Source organism: Amycolatopsis sp. FU40, from assembly GCF_021903635.1.
Classification (GTDB): Bacteria; Actinomycetota; Actinomycetes; order Mycobacteriales; family Pseudonocardiaceae; genus Amycolatopsis; species Amycolatopsis dendrobii.
This window is the reverse complement of record NZ_CP091381.1, coordinates 7,470,569-7,486,281: the sequence shown is the minus strand read 5'-3', so window position 1 is coordinate 7,486,281 and position 15,713 is coordinate 7,470,569. Positions and strand designations below refer to the sequence as shown.

Annotated in this window: 18 protein-coding genes; 12 read left to right on the top strand and 6 right to left on the bottom strand. The window is 68.7% G+C overall.

All coding sequences use genetic code 11. From position 1 onward, the window contains the following. Positions 1 to 16 precede the first annotated feature (16 nt). Positions 17 to 472, top strand: a complete 456-nt coding sequence (locus tag L3Q65_RS35250) for an SRPBCC family protein (protein WP_182892894.1) — start codon at positions 17 to 19, stop codon at positions 470 to 472. A 3-nt stretch (positions 473 to 475) separates the two neighbouring features. Here the strand turns inward: L3Q65_RS35250 and L3Q65_RS35245 are convergent, their stop codons facing one another. Further along, entirely contained in the window at positions 476 to 1,048 is a 573-nt protein-coding gene (locus L3Q65_RS35245) for a hypothetical protein (protein ID WP_182892893.1), read from the bottom strand. A gap of 169 nt (positions 1,049 to 1,217) precedes the next feature. Here L3Q65_RS35245 and L3Q65_RS35240 point away from each other — a divergent pair, with 169 nt between their 5' ends. The 3 genes from L3Q65_RS35240 to L3Q65_RS35230 are packed head-to-tail and all read left to right on the top strand — an operon-like array spanning position 1,218 to position 5,244. Beyond that, on the top strand, positions 1,218 to 3,047 hold the full coding sequence (locus L3Q65_RS35240; RefSeq protein WP_182893030.1) for a thioredoxin-like domain-containing protein: 1,830 nt from the start codon (positions 1,218 to 1,220) through the stop codon (positions 3,045 to 3,047). A 1-nt stretch (position 3,048) separates the two neighbouring features. Then, positions 3,049 to 3,381: a co-chaperone GroES gene (locus L3Q65_RS35235; RefSeq protein WP_037808959.1), complete on the top strand. Its 333-nt coding sequence runs from the start codon at positions 3,049 to 3,051 to the stop codon at positions 3,379 to 3,381. Positions 3,382 to 3,405: 24 nt separating this feature from the next. Beyond that, the gene (locus tag L3Q65_RS35230) at positions 3,406 to 5,244 is read left to right on the top strand and encodes a VanW family protein (RefSeq protein WP_182892892.1); all 1,839 of its coding nucleotides are present in this window, start codon (positions 3,406 to 3,408) and stop codon (positions 5,242 to 5,244) included. Here L3Q65_RS35230 and L3Q65_RS35225 read toward each other — a convergent pair. Both L3Q65_RS35225 and L3Q65_RS35220 read right to left on the bottom strand, forming a co-directional pair. Continuing rightward, positions 5,234 to 5,566, bottom strand: a complete 333-nt coding sequence (locus tag L3Q65_RS35225) for an MmcQ/YjbR family DNA-binding protein (protein ID WP_182892891.1) — start codon at positions 5,564 to 5,566, stop codon at positions 5,234 to 5,236. The genes L3Q65_RS35230 and L3Q65_RS35225 overlap by 11 nt on opposite strands. 106 nt (positions 5,567 to 5,672) lie before the next feature. Then, the gene (locus L3Q65_RS35220) at positions 5,673 to 7,361 is read right to left on the bottom strand and encodes a bifunctional UDP-sugar hydrolase/5'-nucleotidase (protein ID WP_182892890.1); all 1,689 of its coding nucleotides are present in this window, start codon (positions 7,359 to 7,361) and stop codon (positions 5,673 to 5,675) included. A 104-nt stretch (positions 7,362 to 7,465) separates the two neighbouring features. Here L3Q65_RS35220 and L3Q65_RS35215 point away from each other — a divergent pair, with 104 nt between their 5' ends. Next, on the top strand, positions 7,466 to 7,657 hold the full coding sequence (locus tag L3Q65_RS35215; RefSeq protein WP_237597627.1) for a hypothetical protein: 192 nt from the start codon (positions 7,466 to 7,468) through the stop codon (positions 7,655 to 7,657). A 103-nt stretch (positions 7,658 to 7,760) separates the two neighbouring features. Continuing rightward, complete coding sequence (locus L3Q65_RS35210) at positions 7,761 to 8,402, top strand: VanZ family protein (protein WP_182892889.1); 642 nt, start codon at positions 7,761 to 7,763, stop codon at positions 8,400 to 8,402. A 183-nt stretch (positions 8,403 to 8,585) separates the two neighbouring features. Here the strand turns inward: L3Q65_RS35210 and L3Q65_RS35205 are convergent, their stop codons facing one another. Further along, the gene (locus L3Q65_RS35205) at positions 8,586 to 9,224 is read right to left on the bottom strand and encodes a bifunctional 2-polyprenyl-6-hydroxyphenol methylase/3-demethylubiquinol 3-O-methyltransferase UbiG (RefSeq protein WP_237597626.1); all 639 of its coding nucleotides are present in this window, start codon (positions 9,222 to 9,224) and stop codon (positions 8,586 to 8,588) included. Positions 9,225 to 9,253: 29 nt separating this feature from the next. On the opposite strand from L3Q65_RS35205, the gene mug reads away from it, so the two are divergent. The 4 genes from mug (at position 9,254) to L3Q65_RS35185 (ending at position 13,304) form a co-directional block, all read left to right on the top strand. Next, positions 9,254 to 9,832 (top strand): G/U mismatch-specific DNA glycosylase, encoded by a 579-nt coding sequence (mug, locus tag L3Q65_RS35200; RefSeq protein WP_237597625.1) that lies wholly within the window; start codon positions 9,254 to 9,256, stop codon positions 9,830 to 9,832. 245 nt (positions 9,833 to 10,077) lie between these two features. Further along, entirely contained in the window at positions 10,078 to 10,866 is a 789-nt protein-coding gene (locus L3Q65_RS35195; protein WP_182892887.1) for a response regulator transcription factor, read from the top strand. A gap of 158 nt (positions 10,867 to 11,024) precedes the next feature. After that, positions 11,025 to 12,869 (top strand): acyl-CoA dehydrogenase, encoded by a 1,845-nt coding sequence (locus L3Q65_RS35190; protein ID WP_182892886.1) that lies wholly within the window; start codon positions 11,025 to 11,027, stop codon positions 12,867 to 12,869. A 159-nt stretch (positions 12,870 to 13,028) separates the two neighbouring features. Further along, positions 13,029 to 13,304 (top strand): GlsB/YeaQ/YmgE family stress response membrane protein, encoded by a 276-nt coding sequence (locus L3Q65_RS35185; RefSeq protein ID WP_043831620.1) that lies wholly within the window; start codon positions 13,029 to 13,031, stop codon positions 13,302 to 13,304. A gap of 1 nt (position 13,305) precedes the next feature. Here L3Q65_RS35185 and L3Q65_RS35180 read toward each other — a convergent pair whose 3' ends face one another. Together L3Q65_RS35180 and L3Q65_RS35175 are read right to left on the bottom strand one after the other, a co-directional pair. After that, a complete protein-coding gene (locus tag L3Q65_RS35180; protein WP_237597623.1) occupies positions 13,306 to 13,836 on the bottom strand; it encodes a GNAT family N-acetyltransferase in 531 nt (176 codons plus the stop codon). A 12-nt stretch (positions 13,837 to 13,848) separates the two neighbouring features. After that, the gene (locus L3Q65_RS35175; RefSeq protein ID WP_182892884.1) at positions 13,849 to 14,226 is read right to left on the bottom strand and encodes a nitroreductase family deazaflavin-dependent oxidoreductase; all 378 of its coding nucleotides are present in this window, start codon (positions 14,224 to 14,226) and stop codon (positions 13,849 to 13,851) included. Positions 14,227 to 14,340: 114 nt separating this feature from the next. Here L3Q65_RS35175 and L3Q65_RS35170 point away from each other — a divergent pair, with 114 nt between their 5' ends. Both L3Q65_RS35170 and L3Q65_RS35165 read left to right on the top strand, forming a co-directional pair. Next, positions 14,341 to 15,009, top strand: a complete 669-nt coding sequence (locus L3Q65_RS35170) for a hypothetical protein (protein ID WP_237597622.1) — start codon at positions 14,341 to 14,343, stop codon at positions 15,007 to 15,009. A gap of 2 nt (positions 15,010 to 15,011) precedes the next feature. Next, positions 15,012 to 15,662, top strand: a complete 651-nt coding sequence (locus tag L3Q65_RS35165; RefSeq protein WP_182892883.1) for a hypothetical protein — start codon at positions 15,012 to 15,014, stop codon at positions 15,660 to 15,662. Positions 15,663 to 15,713: the final 51 nt, after the last annotated feature.

Genomic DNA, 15,713 nt, shown 5'->3' with positions numbered 1-15,713 from the left:
CCCATACCCTGGGTATGTGAGTCCTGATGCGACGGGTCAGATCGAGGTCAGCGCCGCTCCGGCGAAGGTGTATGCGCTGGTCAGCGACCCGGGCGCGCTGGCGGGGGCGGCCACCGAGTACTGCGGGCACCGCTGGCTCGGCGGCGCGACCGGCCCGGCGGTCGGCGCGAAATTCCGCGGCAGCAACCGACGCGGCGTGCGCCGGTGGTCCACGACGGTCGTCATCACGGCCGCGGACGCGGGACGCCGGTTCGCCTTCGACGTCAAGCTCGGGCCGATCCCGGTCTCCCGCTGGGAGTACGTGATCGAGCCCGCGGGCGACGGCTGCGTCGTCACCGAGAGCATGTGGGACCAGCGGCCCGGCTGGTTCACCCCACTGACCGTGGTGGCCACCGGGGTCAAGGACCGTTCGGTGACCAACCGTCTCAACATCGAGGAGACGCTCGCGCGGCTGAAGAGCGCGGTCGAGTAGCGCTCATTCCACGAACCGGGACCAGAACTCCACGACGCGGACGTTCGCGGGTTCCTCTCCCAGCGGCTCCCCGCCGAATTCGTGCCGCAGGTAACTGCGCAGGTCCCAGCCGTAATAGACCACGTCGGTCTGGTACACCGACAGCACCGGATACCCGGATTCCCCGGCCGTCGCGGGCAGGTACCGATGTCCGCACACCGGCACGAGCTGCGGCACCGTCGCCAGGTGCCGGCGCGCGACCGCGAGCGCGTTGCACATCGACCTCGGCCGGGCACCCCATTCGGGCAGCCACAGGTCGTTGTTTTCCACGTCGTACAGGACGCCGTCGACCGGCCAGTCCAGGCGTTTGCGCAGCTGGTCCGGGTCGCCGTGGCGCCAATCGGGCCAGCGGTCGCCCACTGGCACCCCCGCGGTGAGGAAAACCCGGTGGTCGTCGGAAAAGGTGAAGCCGAACTGGTCCTCGACGTCGCTCAGTTCGGCGGGCGTGAGGCCAGGCCGCAAGGGCTCGCCGAGATTCTGCTGCAGGATGCGGGCCTCCTCCACGGTGAAGGCTTCGGCCGGCTGAACGTGTGTCATGCCCGAAGCGTACGTAGCGCCGCCCCGCGTCCGCGCGTCCTTTTTCGCCGGAATGAGCTCCCTCGCCGGGGTGAGGTTCTTCTCTCCAGCCGTGGTTGACGGAACACTGCGTGACCGGATGTAGTTCACTCCTCCCGTGACTTCCTCACCGCAAGCCCGGCAAGCCCGCGTGCGCGCGCCCGAGCTGACCGGCGACGTCTGGCTCAACACCGGCGGCAACCGGCTGACTCTGGCGCAACTGCGCGGACGCGTGGTGCTGCTGGACTTCTGGACCAGCGGCTGCATCAACTGCCTGCACGTGCTGGACGAACTGCGTCCGCTGGAACAGGAATTCGCCGACGTGCTGGTCACCGTCGGGGTGCACTCGCCGAAGTTCAGCCGCGAGGGCGAGCGCACGTCGATCGAAGCCGCGGTGCGCCGGTACGAGGTGCACCATCCGGTGGTCAACGACCCGAAGATGGAGCTGTGGTCGCAGTACGCCGTGCGGGCCTGGCCGACGCTGGTCGTCGTCGATCCCGAGGGCTACGTCGTGCACGTCGCGGCCGGGGAAGGCCATGGCGAGGCGCTACGCCGCGTGATCGCCGACCTCGTCGCGAAGCACGAGGCGAAGGGCACCCTCCGCCGCGGCGGCAGCCCGTACGTGCCGGTCGAAGAGCAGCGCACCGAACTGCGTTTCCCCAGCAAGGCCGTGGTGACCGCGGGCGGGCGGATTCTGGTGGCGGACACCGGACATCACTCCATCGTCGAGTTCGCTTCGGACGGCGAGACCGTCATCCGCCGCTTCGGCAGCGGCGTGCGCGGGACGCAGGACGGGCCGTTCGACCTGGCCCAGTTCGCCGAACCGGCCGGAATCGCCTTGCTGCCCAACGAAGTCGCTGAGCGTGCCGGGTATCACGCGGTCGTCGCCGACACCGCCGGGCATCGCCTGCGCGGCCTCGACCTCAACACCGGCGAGGTGAAAACCGTTGCCGGAACCGGGAAACAGTGGCGCGACGGCACCGACACCGGCAAAGCGCTGGACATCGACCTGACCAGTCCCTGGGACGTCACCTGGTGGGCCCCGGCGGGCGGCGTCGTGGTCGCGATGGCCGGAAACCACACGCTGAGCGTGTTCGACCCGGTCTCCGGCGCCATCCGCCGGTTCGCCGGCACCACCGTCGAGGGCCTGCGCGACGGCGACGTGCACGAGGCGTTCTTCGCGCAGACGTCCGGATTCGCCGTGGACGGCCAGAAACTGTGGCTCGTCGACGCGGAAACCTCGGCCCTGCGCTGGATCGAACCGGCGGGCGAATCGTTCGCCGTGCACACCGCGGTCGGCACGGACCTGTTCACCTTCGGCCACGCCGACGGCCCGTCCGACCAGGCGTTGCTGCAGCATCCGCTCGGCCTCGCCGTGCTGCCCGACGGCCGGGTCGCGATCGCCGACACCTACAACGGCGCGATCCGCCGCTACGACCCGTTCACTCGCGACGTCACGACGCTCGCGACCGGGTTCGCCGAACCGCAGGGCCTGGTGCGCCACGATGGCGAGCTGTACGTCGTGGAGTCGGCGGGCAACCGGGTTACCCCGCTCGGGGGCAATGGCCAAGCGACCGCCGTCGCCGGCACGCGGCAAGCCGTGCAGCGTCCGCCGACCGTGCTCGCGCCTGGCGAGATCGAGTTTTCCGTCGTGTTCACCCCGCCACCGGGCGAGAAGCTCGACGAGCGGTACGGGCCTTCGACGCGGCTGGAGATCACCGCGTCGCCGCCGGAACTGCTCGCCGACGGGGCCGGGGTCGGAACTGATCTCGTTCGGCGGATCAAGTTCGCCGAGGGCGCGACCGAAGGTGTCTTGCAGGTAGTGGCGCAGGCCGCGAGCTGCGACGACGGCGGCGAGCACCCGGCGTGCCGGATCACCCGGCAGGACTGGGGCGTTCCGGTGCGGTTCGAGAACGGAGGGGGGAAGGCGCTGAGCCTGATGATGGCGGGCGAGCCGAAGGCTGCGGCAACCGGTCAGTAGCATGGCTGGCGTGCCGGACACGCCGAAGCTCGAGATCCAGATGCTGCACGACCGCGTCCTCGTGCGGTTGTCGCAGGAGGAAGGCGAGCGCCGCAGCAGCGGCGGCATCGTGATTCCCGCCACCGCGCAAGTCGCGCGCAGGCTGGTGTGGGGTGATGTACTGGGTGTCGGCAACAGCGTGCGGAACGTCAAGCAGGGAGACCGGGTGCTGTTCAACCCGGAGGACCAGCTCGAGGTCGAGATCCAGGGCGAGGGCCATCTGGTGATGCGCGAGCGCGACATCCACGCGGTGGCCACGGAGCGGACCGAACACGGCACGGGGCTTTACCTGTAGCTCCCGTACCAGGGGAGGCAGGCGTTGCGTGAAGAAGACCGTTCGTCGGCTTTCGCCGACGACCTGCTGAGCGACGAGCTGCTGAACGACCCCGCCCTGGTCAGCGAATCCGATCTGGCCACGGAGATCTTCGCGGTGGCCGACGCGCCCCCGCCGCCGGACACGCCTTTCCGCCGCTTCCGCAAACGCGTCGGCCGCAGTTTCATGATCGTCGGCTGTCTGCTCGGGCTTTTCGTGCTGCTCTACACCATCGACCTGATGACCAGCGCCGGCGACGTGCCGCGCGGTGTGCAGGTGGCCGGGATCGACGTCGGCGGCCTGTCGTACGCCGAGGCGGAAGCCAAGCTGCACAGCGAACTCCAGCCGCGGCTGACCCGTCCGGTGCCGGTCCACGCCGGAGACGTGACCGCGACGCTCGTGCCCGCGGATTCCGGGCTCGGCCTCGACTGGCCGGGCACGCTCGCCCAGGCCGGGCACCAGCCGTGGAGCCCGGTCACCCGGCTGCTGTCGTTCTTCACCACCCGCGAGGTGGGCGTCGTGACGCGCAGCGACCAGCTCGAGGTGACCGACGCGGTTCAGCAACTCGCGGGCAAGCAGCTCAACCATCCGCTGGTCGAGGGCAGCATCGGGTTCACGCCGAAGGAAAACAACGGGGTCGCCGCGTATGCGGTCGAGCCGCGGCAGGGCCAGGAGCTAACTGACGTCCAGGCCGCGGTGCAATCCGTGGTGGCGGACTGGCTTTCACCCCGCGGGGTCACGGTGAAGATGGCCGTGACCCCGGCGAAAACCACCTCCTCCGATGTCCACCGCTTGCTGGACACCGTGGTCGCGCCCGCGGTCGCCGCGCCGGTCGTGCTGCACGGAGAGGGCAAGGACACCACGCTGCAACCGACGGCCATCGCGTCTTCGTTCCAGTTCCAGCCCAACGGAGGCGGCGGCCTCGAACTGCGGATCGACCAGGAGAAGCTGCGCGCGGCCGTCCAGCCGGACCTGGCGTCCACCGAGGCGGACGGCAAGGACGCACAGATCACCCTCGACTCCGGCGTACCGGCCGTCACCCCGTCCGAGGACGGGCGAAAGATCAACTGGGCCAACACGTTCAAGACCCTCACCGAGGTGCTCGCGAAGCCGGCTGGCCGCGATCTGCCGGTCGCCTACGACCAGAAGCACCCGAACCTGACCACCGACGGCGCGAACGCGCTGGGCGTCAAGGAGGTCATCGGCGAGTACACCACCGGCGGGCTCAGCGGCCCGGCCGCGGCGAACGTCGCCACGCTCGCCGGACGCATCAACGGCGTCGTCGTGAAACCGGGAGAGTCGTTCAGCCTCAACGACTATCGCGGCGGCGGCTACGCGTCCGCGCCGGTCGACGAGGACGGCACCGGCCCGGCGGTCACCGGCGGCGGGCTTTCGCAGCTTTCGTCCACTTTGTACAACGCGGCCTACCTGGCGGGTCTCGGCGACGGCGGCCACGCGGCACACGACCACTTCATCGACCGCTACCCGGCTGGCCGCGACGCGGTGGCCGTGGACAGTTCCGGCAACGCCGTGGACCTCAAGCTGGCCAACAACGATCCGACCGGATTCGCGATCCAGGCGAGCGTCAGCGGCGGCTCGGTCACGGTGAAGATCTGGGGCACCAAGCACTTCCGTGTCGAAGGTCGCAGCGGCGCGCCGTCGAACCAGGTGCCGCCGACGGTGCAGCTGGGGCCTGGTCCGGACGGTCAGTGTCACGCCTCGCCGGGCGCGTCCGGGTTCACCGTCAGCGACACCAGGGTGTTCTACGACCTCGCCAGCGGTGGCGAGGTCCGCGAGGAAAGCCGCAGCACGACGTACTCGCCGCAGCCGATCGTCATTTGCTGAGCCGGGCCGGGGCCTTCGACCGCCAGGACTCGGTGAGCAGCTCCCGCAGCTGCTGCGGATCGACGTGGTCGAGGTGCACGAGGATCGAGCCGTGCCCGTCGTAGTGCGGCGTGGTGAAGAATGCCGGATCGCCCGACGCGAGCAGCGCGGCCTTCTCGTCGAGCCCGACGAACAGCACCAGCCCGCCTTCGGCCTCGGTGCGCAGCCGCGCGTAACCCTTGCCCGCCACCTTCAGCGCGGGCGTGCGGTACCAGGTGGCCACCTCGGTTTCCGGCAGCTCCTCCCGTGCCCACGCGGTCACGTCGTCCCAGGTCATCGTCATGTCGACCATCGTGCCCCCACTTGCCCGCCGACGTCTTGGAGAAACGAGAGCCGGGAAGGACTCCTCGAAGGATCAGATTCCCTCAAGGAGTCCTTCCCGGACGGAACTACGGAGTCGCGGTGATCCGGTCCGCGGGTGGCGGAGCGATGCCCGGATGCGCGCCGAGGTAGGCGATGAACGCGTCCAGGTCCACCGGCCCGCCCGCGAGGTCGGTGCCCTTGGTGAACTCGGTGAACCCGTCCCCGCCGGCGGCGAGGAAGTTGTTCACCGACACCCGGTACTTGGCCGCCGGGTCGACCGCGGTGCCGTTGACCGTGATGTTCGAGACTCGCGAGCCGACCGGAGCGGCCGCCGAATACGTGTAGTGCAGCGACTTCGAGATCTGCAGGATCTTGGTGCCGCCGGACTGGCCCCACTGCTGTTCCAGCACGTTCTTCAGGTTCGCGCCGGTGAGCGTGATCGTCTGCATGATGTTCGAGAACGGCTGCACGGTGAACGCTTCGCCGTAGGTGACGACGCCGTCGCCTTCGCCCGCCGACGACGACTTGTACGTCAGGTCGGCGCGGATGCCGCCCGGGTTCGTCATCGCGATCACGGCGTTGTTGGACTTGGTCGCTTCGAGCTGGGCGTCGGCGATCACGTCGCCGAGCGGCGATTCGCCGGACGGTCCGCCTGCCGCGGGCAGGTCCGCGGTGATGGTGCCGACCTGCTTGTTCGCGATCGGCGCGGCCTTCGTCTTGGCCTCGTCGACGAGCTTCGTCACGGCCGGGTCCGGGGTGACGTCGCGGGTGACGATCTCGTTGTGCGCCTTGGTCTGCGACCGGACCACGTCACGCGTGCGGCGGTCGATCTTCAGGTCCACCACCGACAGCAGCCGGCCGAACGACGCGCCCTGGATCACCGGACGCGGCTGGCCCGCCGGGTCGTTGACGACGCAGTTGTACTGCTGGTGGCTGTGCGCGGTGAAGATCGCGTCGACCTTCGGCGTCACGTTCTTCGCGATGGTCGCGGCGTCGCCGTCCGGCTGGACCTTGCAGTCGTTCGGGCCCGCCCCTGGCAGCGCCTCGTCGCCCTGGTGCAGCAGCACGACCTGGGCCTTCACGCCGAGCCGGTCGAGGATGTTCGCGGTGCGGTTGATCGCCTCGACCTCGTCGCCGAACTTGAGGCCCTTGATGGCTTCCGGCGTCACGACCGACGGCAGGTCCTTGAGCGTCGCGCCGATGACGCCGACCGGGACGCCGCCGGAGTACTGGATGCTGAACGGCAGCAGCGCGGGCAGCCCGTTGTCGAAGTACACATTGGACCCGAGCAGCGGGAAGCGCGCGCCGTCGTAGCTCTTGCGGAACTGGCAGCCGTCGGTCTTGTTGCAGCCGCCGAACTGCATGCGCAGCAGCTCCTGGTAGCCCTCGTCGAACTCGTGGTTGCCCACCACGGACGCCTTCACGCCGAGTTCGTTGAGGAAGTCCATGGTCGGTTCGTCGTGGAACAGCGCCGAGATCACCGGCGACGCGCCGATGTTGTCGCCCGAGGACAGCACCATCGAATTGCGCACCTGCGCCTCGAGCTGCTTGACGTGCGTCGAGAGATAGGCCGCGCCGCCCGCGTCCACCTTGGACCCGTCCGGGAGCGTGATCCGGCCGCTCGACCCGGACGGCGGTTCGAGGTTCCCGTGCAGGTCGTTGAACGCGATGATCCGGACGTCGGCGGTTTGTGCGGCCTCGGCGGGCGCGCTCGTGACGGCCACGGCGGCCAGTGCGGCCGCGGCGGTGGCCGCGAGCCGGGTGAAGAGCTTCATGTTTCCTCCGGTGTTCGCGCCCGCTTGACCCCTGATGCGGACGCCCGGCGAAGCAGTCTGCCCAAATCGGACGGTCCTGACCAGGGCAGAACGGCCGGTGCCGGGTGAAAGTTTCGGTAACGTTCGCCCGCGCCGCGCCGATCTGTGCGTTGGGTGCCGAGGGGGACGAAATGGAATTGCAGCTCGTCGTGCTCACGCTTGCCGTGGTGCTGTTGCTGATCGCCGGCACCGTCTTCGCGGCCTGGCGCTCGGAGCGGGTCGACCGCGACGACGAACCGCCGTCGCGCGAGGGCTGACCGATCGGTCGGCGAGCACTCGGCCATCTGGCCGATCCCGGTCGCGACGGCTCCGGCTCTTCGACCGAAGTGCCGCGCCGGCAAGATCAATAGCGTTCTCGGTATGACGAACGCACAGGTCACCGCCCTGCAGTACGGGTTCATCGGGTTCCTCGCCGTATGGGCGACGATTCTGGTCCCGCAGCTCGTGCTCCAGTTCGCGCGCCACGGCCGCCCGCAACTGCGCGGCCTGGCGACCACGGCGGCGGTCGTGTTCTACGCGTGCATGGCGCTGGCGGTCGTCTTCCTTCCGCTGCCCGGCCCGCACAGCAGGCGGCTGGAGCAGACGGTGCAGCTGCAGCCGTTCCAGTGGATCGCGGACATCCACACCGAACTGGTGAAACACGGTCTGTCGGCGGCGGACTGGTTCACCACCCAGACCTTCCAGCAGGCCGCGATGAACGTGCTGTTGTTCGTCCCGCTCGGCTTCTTCGCCAGGGTGCTGTGGCGGCGTGGTCTGGTGGGCGCGCTGGCGATCGGCTTCGCGGCCTCACTGGCCGTCGAGATCACCCAGCTCACGGCGAACTTCGGGACCGCGCCGTTCGTCTACCGGATTTTCGACGTCGACGACCTCATGACCAACACGTTCGGATCCGGTCTCGGCTGGCTGGCCGGCGCGCTGCTGCTCGCTCTCCGGCCGATCTCTTCAACCCTCCGCGTGGAGCCTGCCCGGAGCGAGCGGATCGATCTCGCCGAGACGCGCTAACCGCGCTCGTCTCGCGATCGCGGCTTGGCGCGCCGCGCGGCGGTCTTCCAGGATCACGATCAACGAGGCTATGGCGATGATCAGTGCTACCAGGCCGAGCACTAGCCACAGTTGCATGTGCTCTCCTCATCGACGCCGTTGTGCGAGAGATCACACAGGCTACCGAGCCCGGCGCCGGGTTGGCTACCCCGCGTTCGAAGGTCGTGCGGAGAACCAGTCCCGGTCAGCGGTGACCCAGCGCTCGAACCTCAGCCCGGCTTGGTCGAGCGCGGGGCCGAGGGGAAAGTTTTCGCAGGTGAAGGACTGTTTCCAGGTCTGGCCGCCGAGGGCGTAGACGACGGTGGCGCAGAGCCGGTCGCCGTCCCGCCGGACGCCTTCCAGCGCGATGCGCACCTCGCCCAGCCGGCCACCGGAGCCGTCGGCGACCTGATCGAACCAGGCGGGCGGATGCCACTCGACCAGCAGCTGTCCGTCCGCGGTCAGATGTCGCCGCGCCGCCGTCAGCAGCGCCTGCCGATCCGGCCCGTTGACCAGATGGCTGCCGAGCACGACGACCGGGAACCGCCGGTCCAGCCGAAGCTCGTCGATCCGCGCGCAGACGGTCTCCGCGCCGGCGACGTGCGCGAGCATCTCCGCCGATTCGTCGACCGCGACCACCGGATGTCCGAGCGCGAGCAGCGGATGCGTCACGCGGCCCGATCCGCAGCCGAGTTCAAGCACCGCCGCACCCGCCGGGATCGCACCGTGGATCACCTCCGGCTCGCCGGCGGCGGGCAGTTGCAGATAAAGGTCGACCGGGCAGCCGTCAGGCGTCACGCTCATACCGTCCAGCGTGCCGGGAAACTGGACCTATGCCCGCCAAACCCACCAAGGCCGAACAAGCCGCCGCGCACGGGACCACCATCCCGGACGTCCTGGCCCCCAACCTGAACGTGCTGTTCTGCGGCATCAACCCCGGCCTCTACTCCGGCGCGCTCGGCCTGCACTTCGCCCGTCCCGGCAACCGCTTCTGGCCCGCTCTGCACGCCAGCGGCTTCACCTCGCGCCTGCTGGACCCGAGCGAACAGGACGAACTCCTCGACCTCGGCCTGGGCATCACCAACGTCGTGGCCAGGACCACCGCCCGCGCCGACGAGCTCACCGACGACGAACTTCGCGAGGGCGGGCAGATCCTGACCAAGAAAGTCGAGAAGTACCGCCCGCGCTGGCTGGCAGTGGTGGGAATCACCGCCTACCGCGTCGCGTTCGGCGATCGCCGCGCCGCCGTCGGGCCGCAGGATCGGACAATTGGGACAACGAAGGTCTGGCTGCTGCCCAATCCGAGCGGATTGAACGCCCATTGGACCCCGAAAACGCTCGCCGAGGAGTTCGGTCGACTGCGCGCACGGGCGGTCATCGGAGATTCACCCGAGCAGTTAAACCCTCAGTAGAGCTAACCCGCCTGGGCGGCCCCTCGCTGCGCCGTCCGCCCGCATTTCACGGCCACTTTTCTACTCACAGTTTGCTGCGACCACCCGTTACGGCCATGAGGGGGAAACCGCGTCACAAGCCGCTCTCGGCGGAGTCGAACCAGGGACAAGGTGTCGTTCCCGGCCGGTTCCGGCAGGGGGACCGGCGGGCACGCCGAGGGGGCGTGCCGGTCACCGGGAGCGACCGAGATGGACGGAGGCCCGAGATGCGTGGCATCGAGCCCCACCGAACGCCCATGTCGGCCGGTCAGCCAGCCGGCGGTCGAAGCCTGGGAGTCGCGGTCGTCGACCCGATCCCGATTTTCCGCGAGGGCATCGCGGCGATGGTGCACCGCACGCTGGGCCTGCACTGGTCCGGCCAGGCGGCGAGCCACCACGCGGCGATGCAGTTGTGCGAGCAGGTCCGTCCGGACGTCGTGATCCTCGACTCCGCGCTCGACCCCAACTGCCACCTCGCGAAGCTGCTCAACGCGGGCGATCCGGCACTCGTGCTGGTCACCCTCGTGCGCGACACGAACCGCACCCAGCAGTACCTCGCCGCCGCCATCGGGGCGGGCGCGCACGCCATCGTTCCGCGCGCGGTCGATTCGCGGCGGCTCGCCGAGGCGGTCCGGCGCGCGCACCACGACCGGCGCTACATCGACCCGGCGCTGTCCGCGCTCACCGCGCGGCCCAAGCGCGAGCCGTCGCCAAGAGCCGCTCCGGTCGACGGTCACCTCGTGCAGCCCAAGGGCGCCATGCCGCTTTCCCGGCGCGAGTACCAGGTTTTGCAGCTCGTCGCCGAAGGGCTGGAGAACTCGGGGATCGCGAAGCTGCTCTTCCTGTCCGTGGAAACCGTGCGGACCCACGTGAAGAGCATTCTGCGCAAGCTTTCCGCCCGCGACCGGACACACGCGGTGACCATCGCGTTCCGCAGCGGCATCCTGGTCCCTCAGCTTGACGACAGCGCCGGCCCCGCGGCCGTGCAGGAGGCCGTGGCGCGCAGCACCCGGTGAGCCCGGCCCCCTGGTCGACCCGTCATTCCGAGCGAATATCCACCCCTGGAAGGGCGGATTCGCTTGCTCTGGTTACTGGTAGGTAATATCCTGATGTTACCGGCGAGTAAGGGAACCAGTGCCCGGCCGGAAAGCCGAACACGACACGGAGTGACGACATGGGCCACTACAAGAGCAACGTCCGAGACCTGGAGTTCAACCTCTTCGAGGTGCTCGGCGTGCAGGAACGGCTCGGGAAGGGCGTACTCGCCGAATCGGACGAGGAGACCGCCCGCGGCGTGCTGTCGGAGCTGAACAACCTCGCCACCGGCCCGCTCGCCGAGTCCTACGCCGACGCGGACCGCAACCCGCCGGTGTATGACCCCAAGACGTTCAGCGTGACGATTCCCGACTCGTTCAAGAAGAGCTACCAGGCGCTCGTCGACGGCGAATGGTGGCGGCTCGGCCTCACCAACGAGCTTGGCGGCTTCGGCCTGCCTCCGACGGTGCAGTGGGCCGCGGCCGAGCTGATCCTCGGCGCGAACGCCCCGCTGTTCATGTACCTGGCGGGTCCGAACTTCGCCATGATCGTGGACAAGAACGGCACCGAAGAGCAGAAGCACTGGGCTCAGCTGATGATCGACCGCGGCTGGGGAGCCACCATGGTCCTCACCGAGCCGGACGCCGGTTCGGACGTCGGCGCGGGCCGCACCAAGGCGGTCAAGCAGGAGGACGGCTCCTGGCACATCGACGGCGTGAAGCGGTTCATCACCTCGGCCGAGAACGACATGGTCGAGAACATCATGCACCTGGTGCTGGCCCGTCCCGAGGGTCCCGGCATCGAGACCAAGCCGGGCACCAAGGGCCTGTCGCTGTTCCTGGTCCCGAAGTTCCACTTCGACTCGAAGACCGGCGAGCTCGGCGAGCGCAACGGCGCCTACGTCACCAACATCGAGCACAAGATGGGCATCAAGGTGTCCACCACGTGCGAGCTGACCTTCGGCCAGCACGGCACCCCGGCCAAGGGCTGGCTGCTCGGCGAGGTGCACGACGGCATCGCGCAGATGTTCCAGGTCATCGAGTACGCCCGGATGATGGTCGGCACCAAGGCGATCGCCACGCTGTCCACCGGCTACCTGAACGCGCTTGAGTACGCCAAGGAGCGCGTGCAGGGCGCTGACCTGCCGAACATGCTGAACAAGGCCGCGCCGCGCGTCACGATCACGCACCACCCCGACGTGCGTCGTTCGCTGATGCTGCAGAAGGCGTACGCCGAGGGCCTGCGCGCGATCTACCTGTACACCGCGTCGTTCCAGGACCAGCTGTGGACCGGCGAGGGCGACGAAGCCGCGCTGAAGCTGGCGCACGGCGTCAACGACCTGCTGCTGCCGATCGTCAAGGGCGTCGGCTCCGAGCGCGCCACCGAGCAGCTCGTGCAGTCGCTGCAGACGCTGGGCGGTTCCGGCTTCCTCCAGGACTACCCGATCGAACAGTACATCCGCGACGCGAAGATCGACTCGCTCTACGAGGGCACCACGGCGATCCAGTCGCTGGACTTCTTCTTCCGCAAGATCGTCCGGGACAAGGGTCAGGCGCTCGCGTTCGTCGCGGGCGAGATCACCAAGTTCATCGAGTCTGAGGCGGGCAACGGCCGGCTCAAGAACGAGCGCGCGCTGCTCAAGCAGGCGCTCGAGGACACCCAGGGCATGCTGGGCTCGCTGATCGGCTACCTGACCTCGTCGCAGGAAGACCCGCAGAACATCAACAAGGTCGGCCAGCACACCGTGCGGCTGCTGATGTCGGTGGGCGACCTGCTGGTCGGCTGGAAGCTGCTGCAGGGAGCCGAGGTCGCGCTGGCCAAGCTCGACAACGGCGCGTCGGCCAAGGACAAGCCGTTCTACGAGGGCAAGCTGGCGGTGGCGTCGTTCTTCGCGAAGAGCGTGCTGCCGGAGCTGACCTCGCGCCGCGCCATCGTGGAGGCCGCGGACAACGCGCTCATGGAGATCGACGAAGCCGCGTTCTGATCGCACTCGCTGGAAAAATGCCCCGCTCCGCACCCGGACCGGGGCATTTTTCCTGCTTCCGGTAGCGGTGCGGGCGGACGGGCGGTAAGCCGGGTTTGGCGCCTCGGGTTCCGGGCTAAACCGGTCGGGCCCGATCCTCTCGGCAGAAGGAGTTTCGCCATGGCGGTTTCCGGCATCATCAGCGCGGTCGTGATCGGCCTGATCCTCGGCCTGCTCGGCAAGCTGGTCGCCCCTGGAAAGCAAGCGATCCCGATCTGGCTGACGATCATCGTCGGCATCGTCGCCGCGTTCGTCGGCACCGCGATCGCCCGCGGGATCGGCTACGCCGACACCAAGGGCATCGACTGGCTGGAGATCATCACCCAGGTCGTGCTGGCCGCGATCGGCGTGACGCTCGCCGCCAGCCTGTGGGGCAAGCGGCAGGTCAAGAGCTAGCTCAGTCGTTCAGCTCCGGCTCGAGCAGGCTCATCAGGTACATGTCGTGGTACTTGCCGTCAGGCCCGCGATGGCATTCGCGGTGCCTGCCGTCCTCCACGAACCCGACCTTGCGGTAGACGTGCCGGGCGCGCTCGTTCTCGGCGACCACCCAGAGCGCGATCAGGTGCAGCCGCATCACGTTGAACCCGTAGCGGCACATGAGTTTCAACGCCTCGGTGCCGTATCCGCCGTCCCAGTGGTCGGTCTCGCCGATGTAGATGTCCAGTTCGGCGCGACCGACCTCTGGGCTTGCGTCACGCAGGTCGACGACACCGATCAGTTTTCCGGCCTCGATCGATTCGATGCCGAGCACGACGTTTTCGTAGGTGTTCGCCGGTCGTTCCTCGCCCCGCTTGCGCAACTGGGCGAGGGAGCGCGGGTAGTCGCTGGTCATGTACTGGCCCACCGCCGGATCATGGATCCACCGGTAGATCGATTCGGCGTCCGACGGTTCGATCGCCCGCAGCCGCACCAGCTTCCCCGTGAGCATCCGCGCTCCCCCTCATTCTCGTTTCAGCACAAGGAAATCCGTGACGCCGACCAGTCCGAGGAACTGCCGCACCCCGGGCGGCATCGGCCGGCGCGACTCATCATGCACGAGTTCCGGATCGCGCACGCGGTATTTACGGCCGCGCGTGATCACCTCCGCTTCGCCCGCGGCGCGGACGTTGCGGACCCAGTCGGCGTCCGGTCCGTAGGTGAGCGCGACGACGAATCCGTCGTCGGTGCGGAAGATGTTGAGCGGGGTGCGGAATTCGCGGCCGGACTTCCGGCCGCGGTGCACGACCACCCCGAATCCGGGCAGTTTGTCGGCGAAGGGTTTCGTGACCCGGTTGGTGACCACGCGGTTGAACCGGGCGAGACGTTCGGGCAGCACCATGCCCTCGAGCCTAATCCAACGAGCGTGGAATTTCCTGCCGGAGACGCGCTGTGCACCTGAGCGGGCGGGTCTGGTGGGATGGGCCCGCACGTGGACACGAGGTGGGGAGCGGGGATGGCGCAGGACTGGCCGATGGGGCAGGAACCGCACGCGGCGGTGCTCGTCGCCCGGGGGCTGATCGAGCGGCCCGAGGAGCTGGATCACGTGCTGCTCGACGACGAGGAAGGCTGGTTCGTCAGCGACGGCACGGAGTTCGGCGAAGACCCGGAACTCGACGAAGAGCAGTTCGCCACGATGTGCCTCCACGACGTCGTCGAGCTGTTGCCGCAGCTGACCGCGCTGGCCAAGCTGCCAGCCGGGATGGGTGCGGAGTGGGACGCGGGCAACGGGACCTGGGTGCTGATTTCGCCGCTCGTGCCGAGCGATGACGACGAGGCCCGCGCGTACCGGGAGGCGCGCGCCGCTGCTTGGCCGCACGCCGGATCGCCGATGGAAGAGGTGAACCTCAGCCTGGGGTTGATGCAGATCGGCACCGCGGCGGACGCACCGGCGCGCAGTGTGCGTTACGTCAGCCGGGAAGAAGACGGCACGTGGATGTTCGTCGGCTTCGAGGTGCCGGATCCCGACGAGCAGACCGACGTCGAGGTTGACACCCTGGAGCTCGGGCACGTGGCGCAGCTGTACCCGGACGTCGTCGAGTTGCTGGACGCGGAACCGGGCGAGGTGTTCTTCCGCGAGGCTCCGGATGCCGAGTGGTTGCAGGTAATCGACGACGGGGAGTGAACATGTCCGAGGAATGGCCGCTGCGACAGGACCCGGAATCCCCGGTGATCATCGCGCACGACCTGGTGGATCATCCGGAGAAGCTGGCCTTCGTCGTCCTTGACGATGACGACGACTGGTTCATCAGCGACGGCGCCGAGTTCGAAGAGGACATGGAGGTCAACCGCCAGCTGTTCGGCGCGACGGCCCTGCGCGAGGCGGTGACCCTGCTGCCGCACCTGGTCGCGCTGGCCGACGTGCCGCCGGGGATGGCCGCGGACTGGGACCCGGACCGCCGTACCTGGCTGCTCAGTTCGGTGTCGGATTCCGATGACCTGGACGAGGATCTCGTGCACCGGGAGGCCCGGATCGCAGCCTGGACGCACCCCGGTTCGCCGGTGGAGGAAGTCCAGCTGAGCACCGGATTGACCGAAATCGGAACGACCGCGGACGCGCCGGCGCGGGCGGTCCGCCAAGTGGTCCGCGAGCAGGACGGCACGTGGCTGTTCGTCGGCTTCGAGGTTCCCGAAGCGGAGGATTTCGAGGTGGAGGGCCTGGAACTGGAACACGTCGTGCAGCTGTACCCGGACGTCGCGTCGACCCTGCTCGCCGCGCCGGGCCAGGTGTTCGACCGGGCGGAGCCGGGCGCGCCGTGGGAATTGGTGGAAGGCTGACGTCCTATGTGGACTGTCTGAAATCGCAGACGCTTTCCCGTTGTCGTCGGT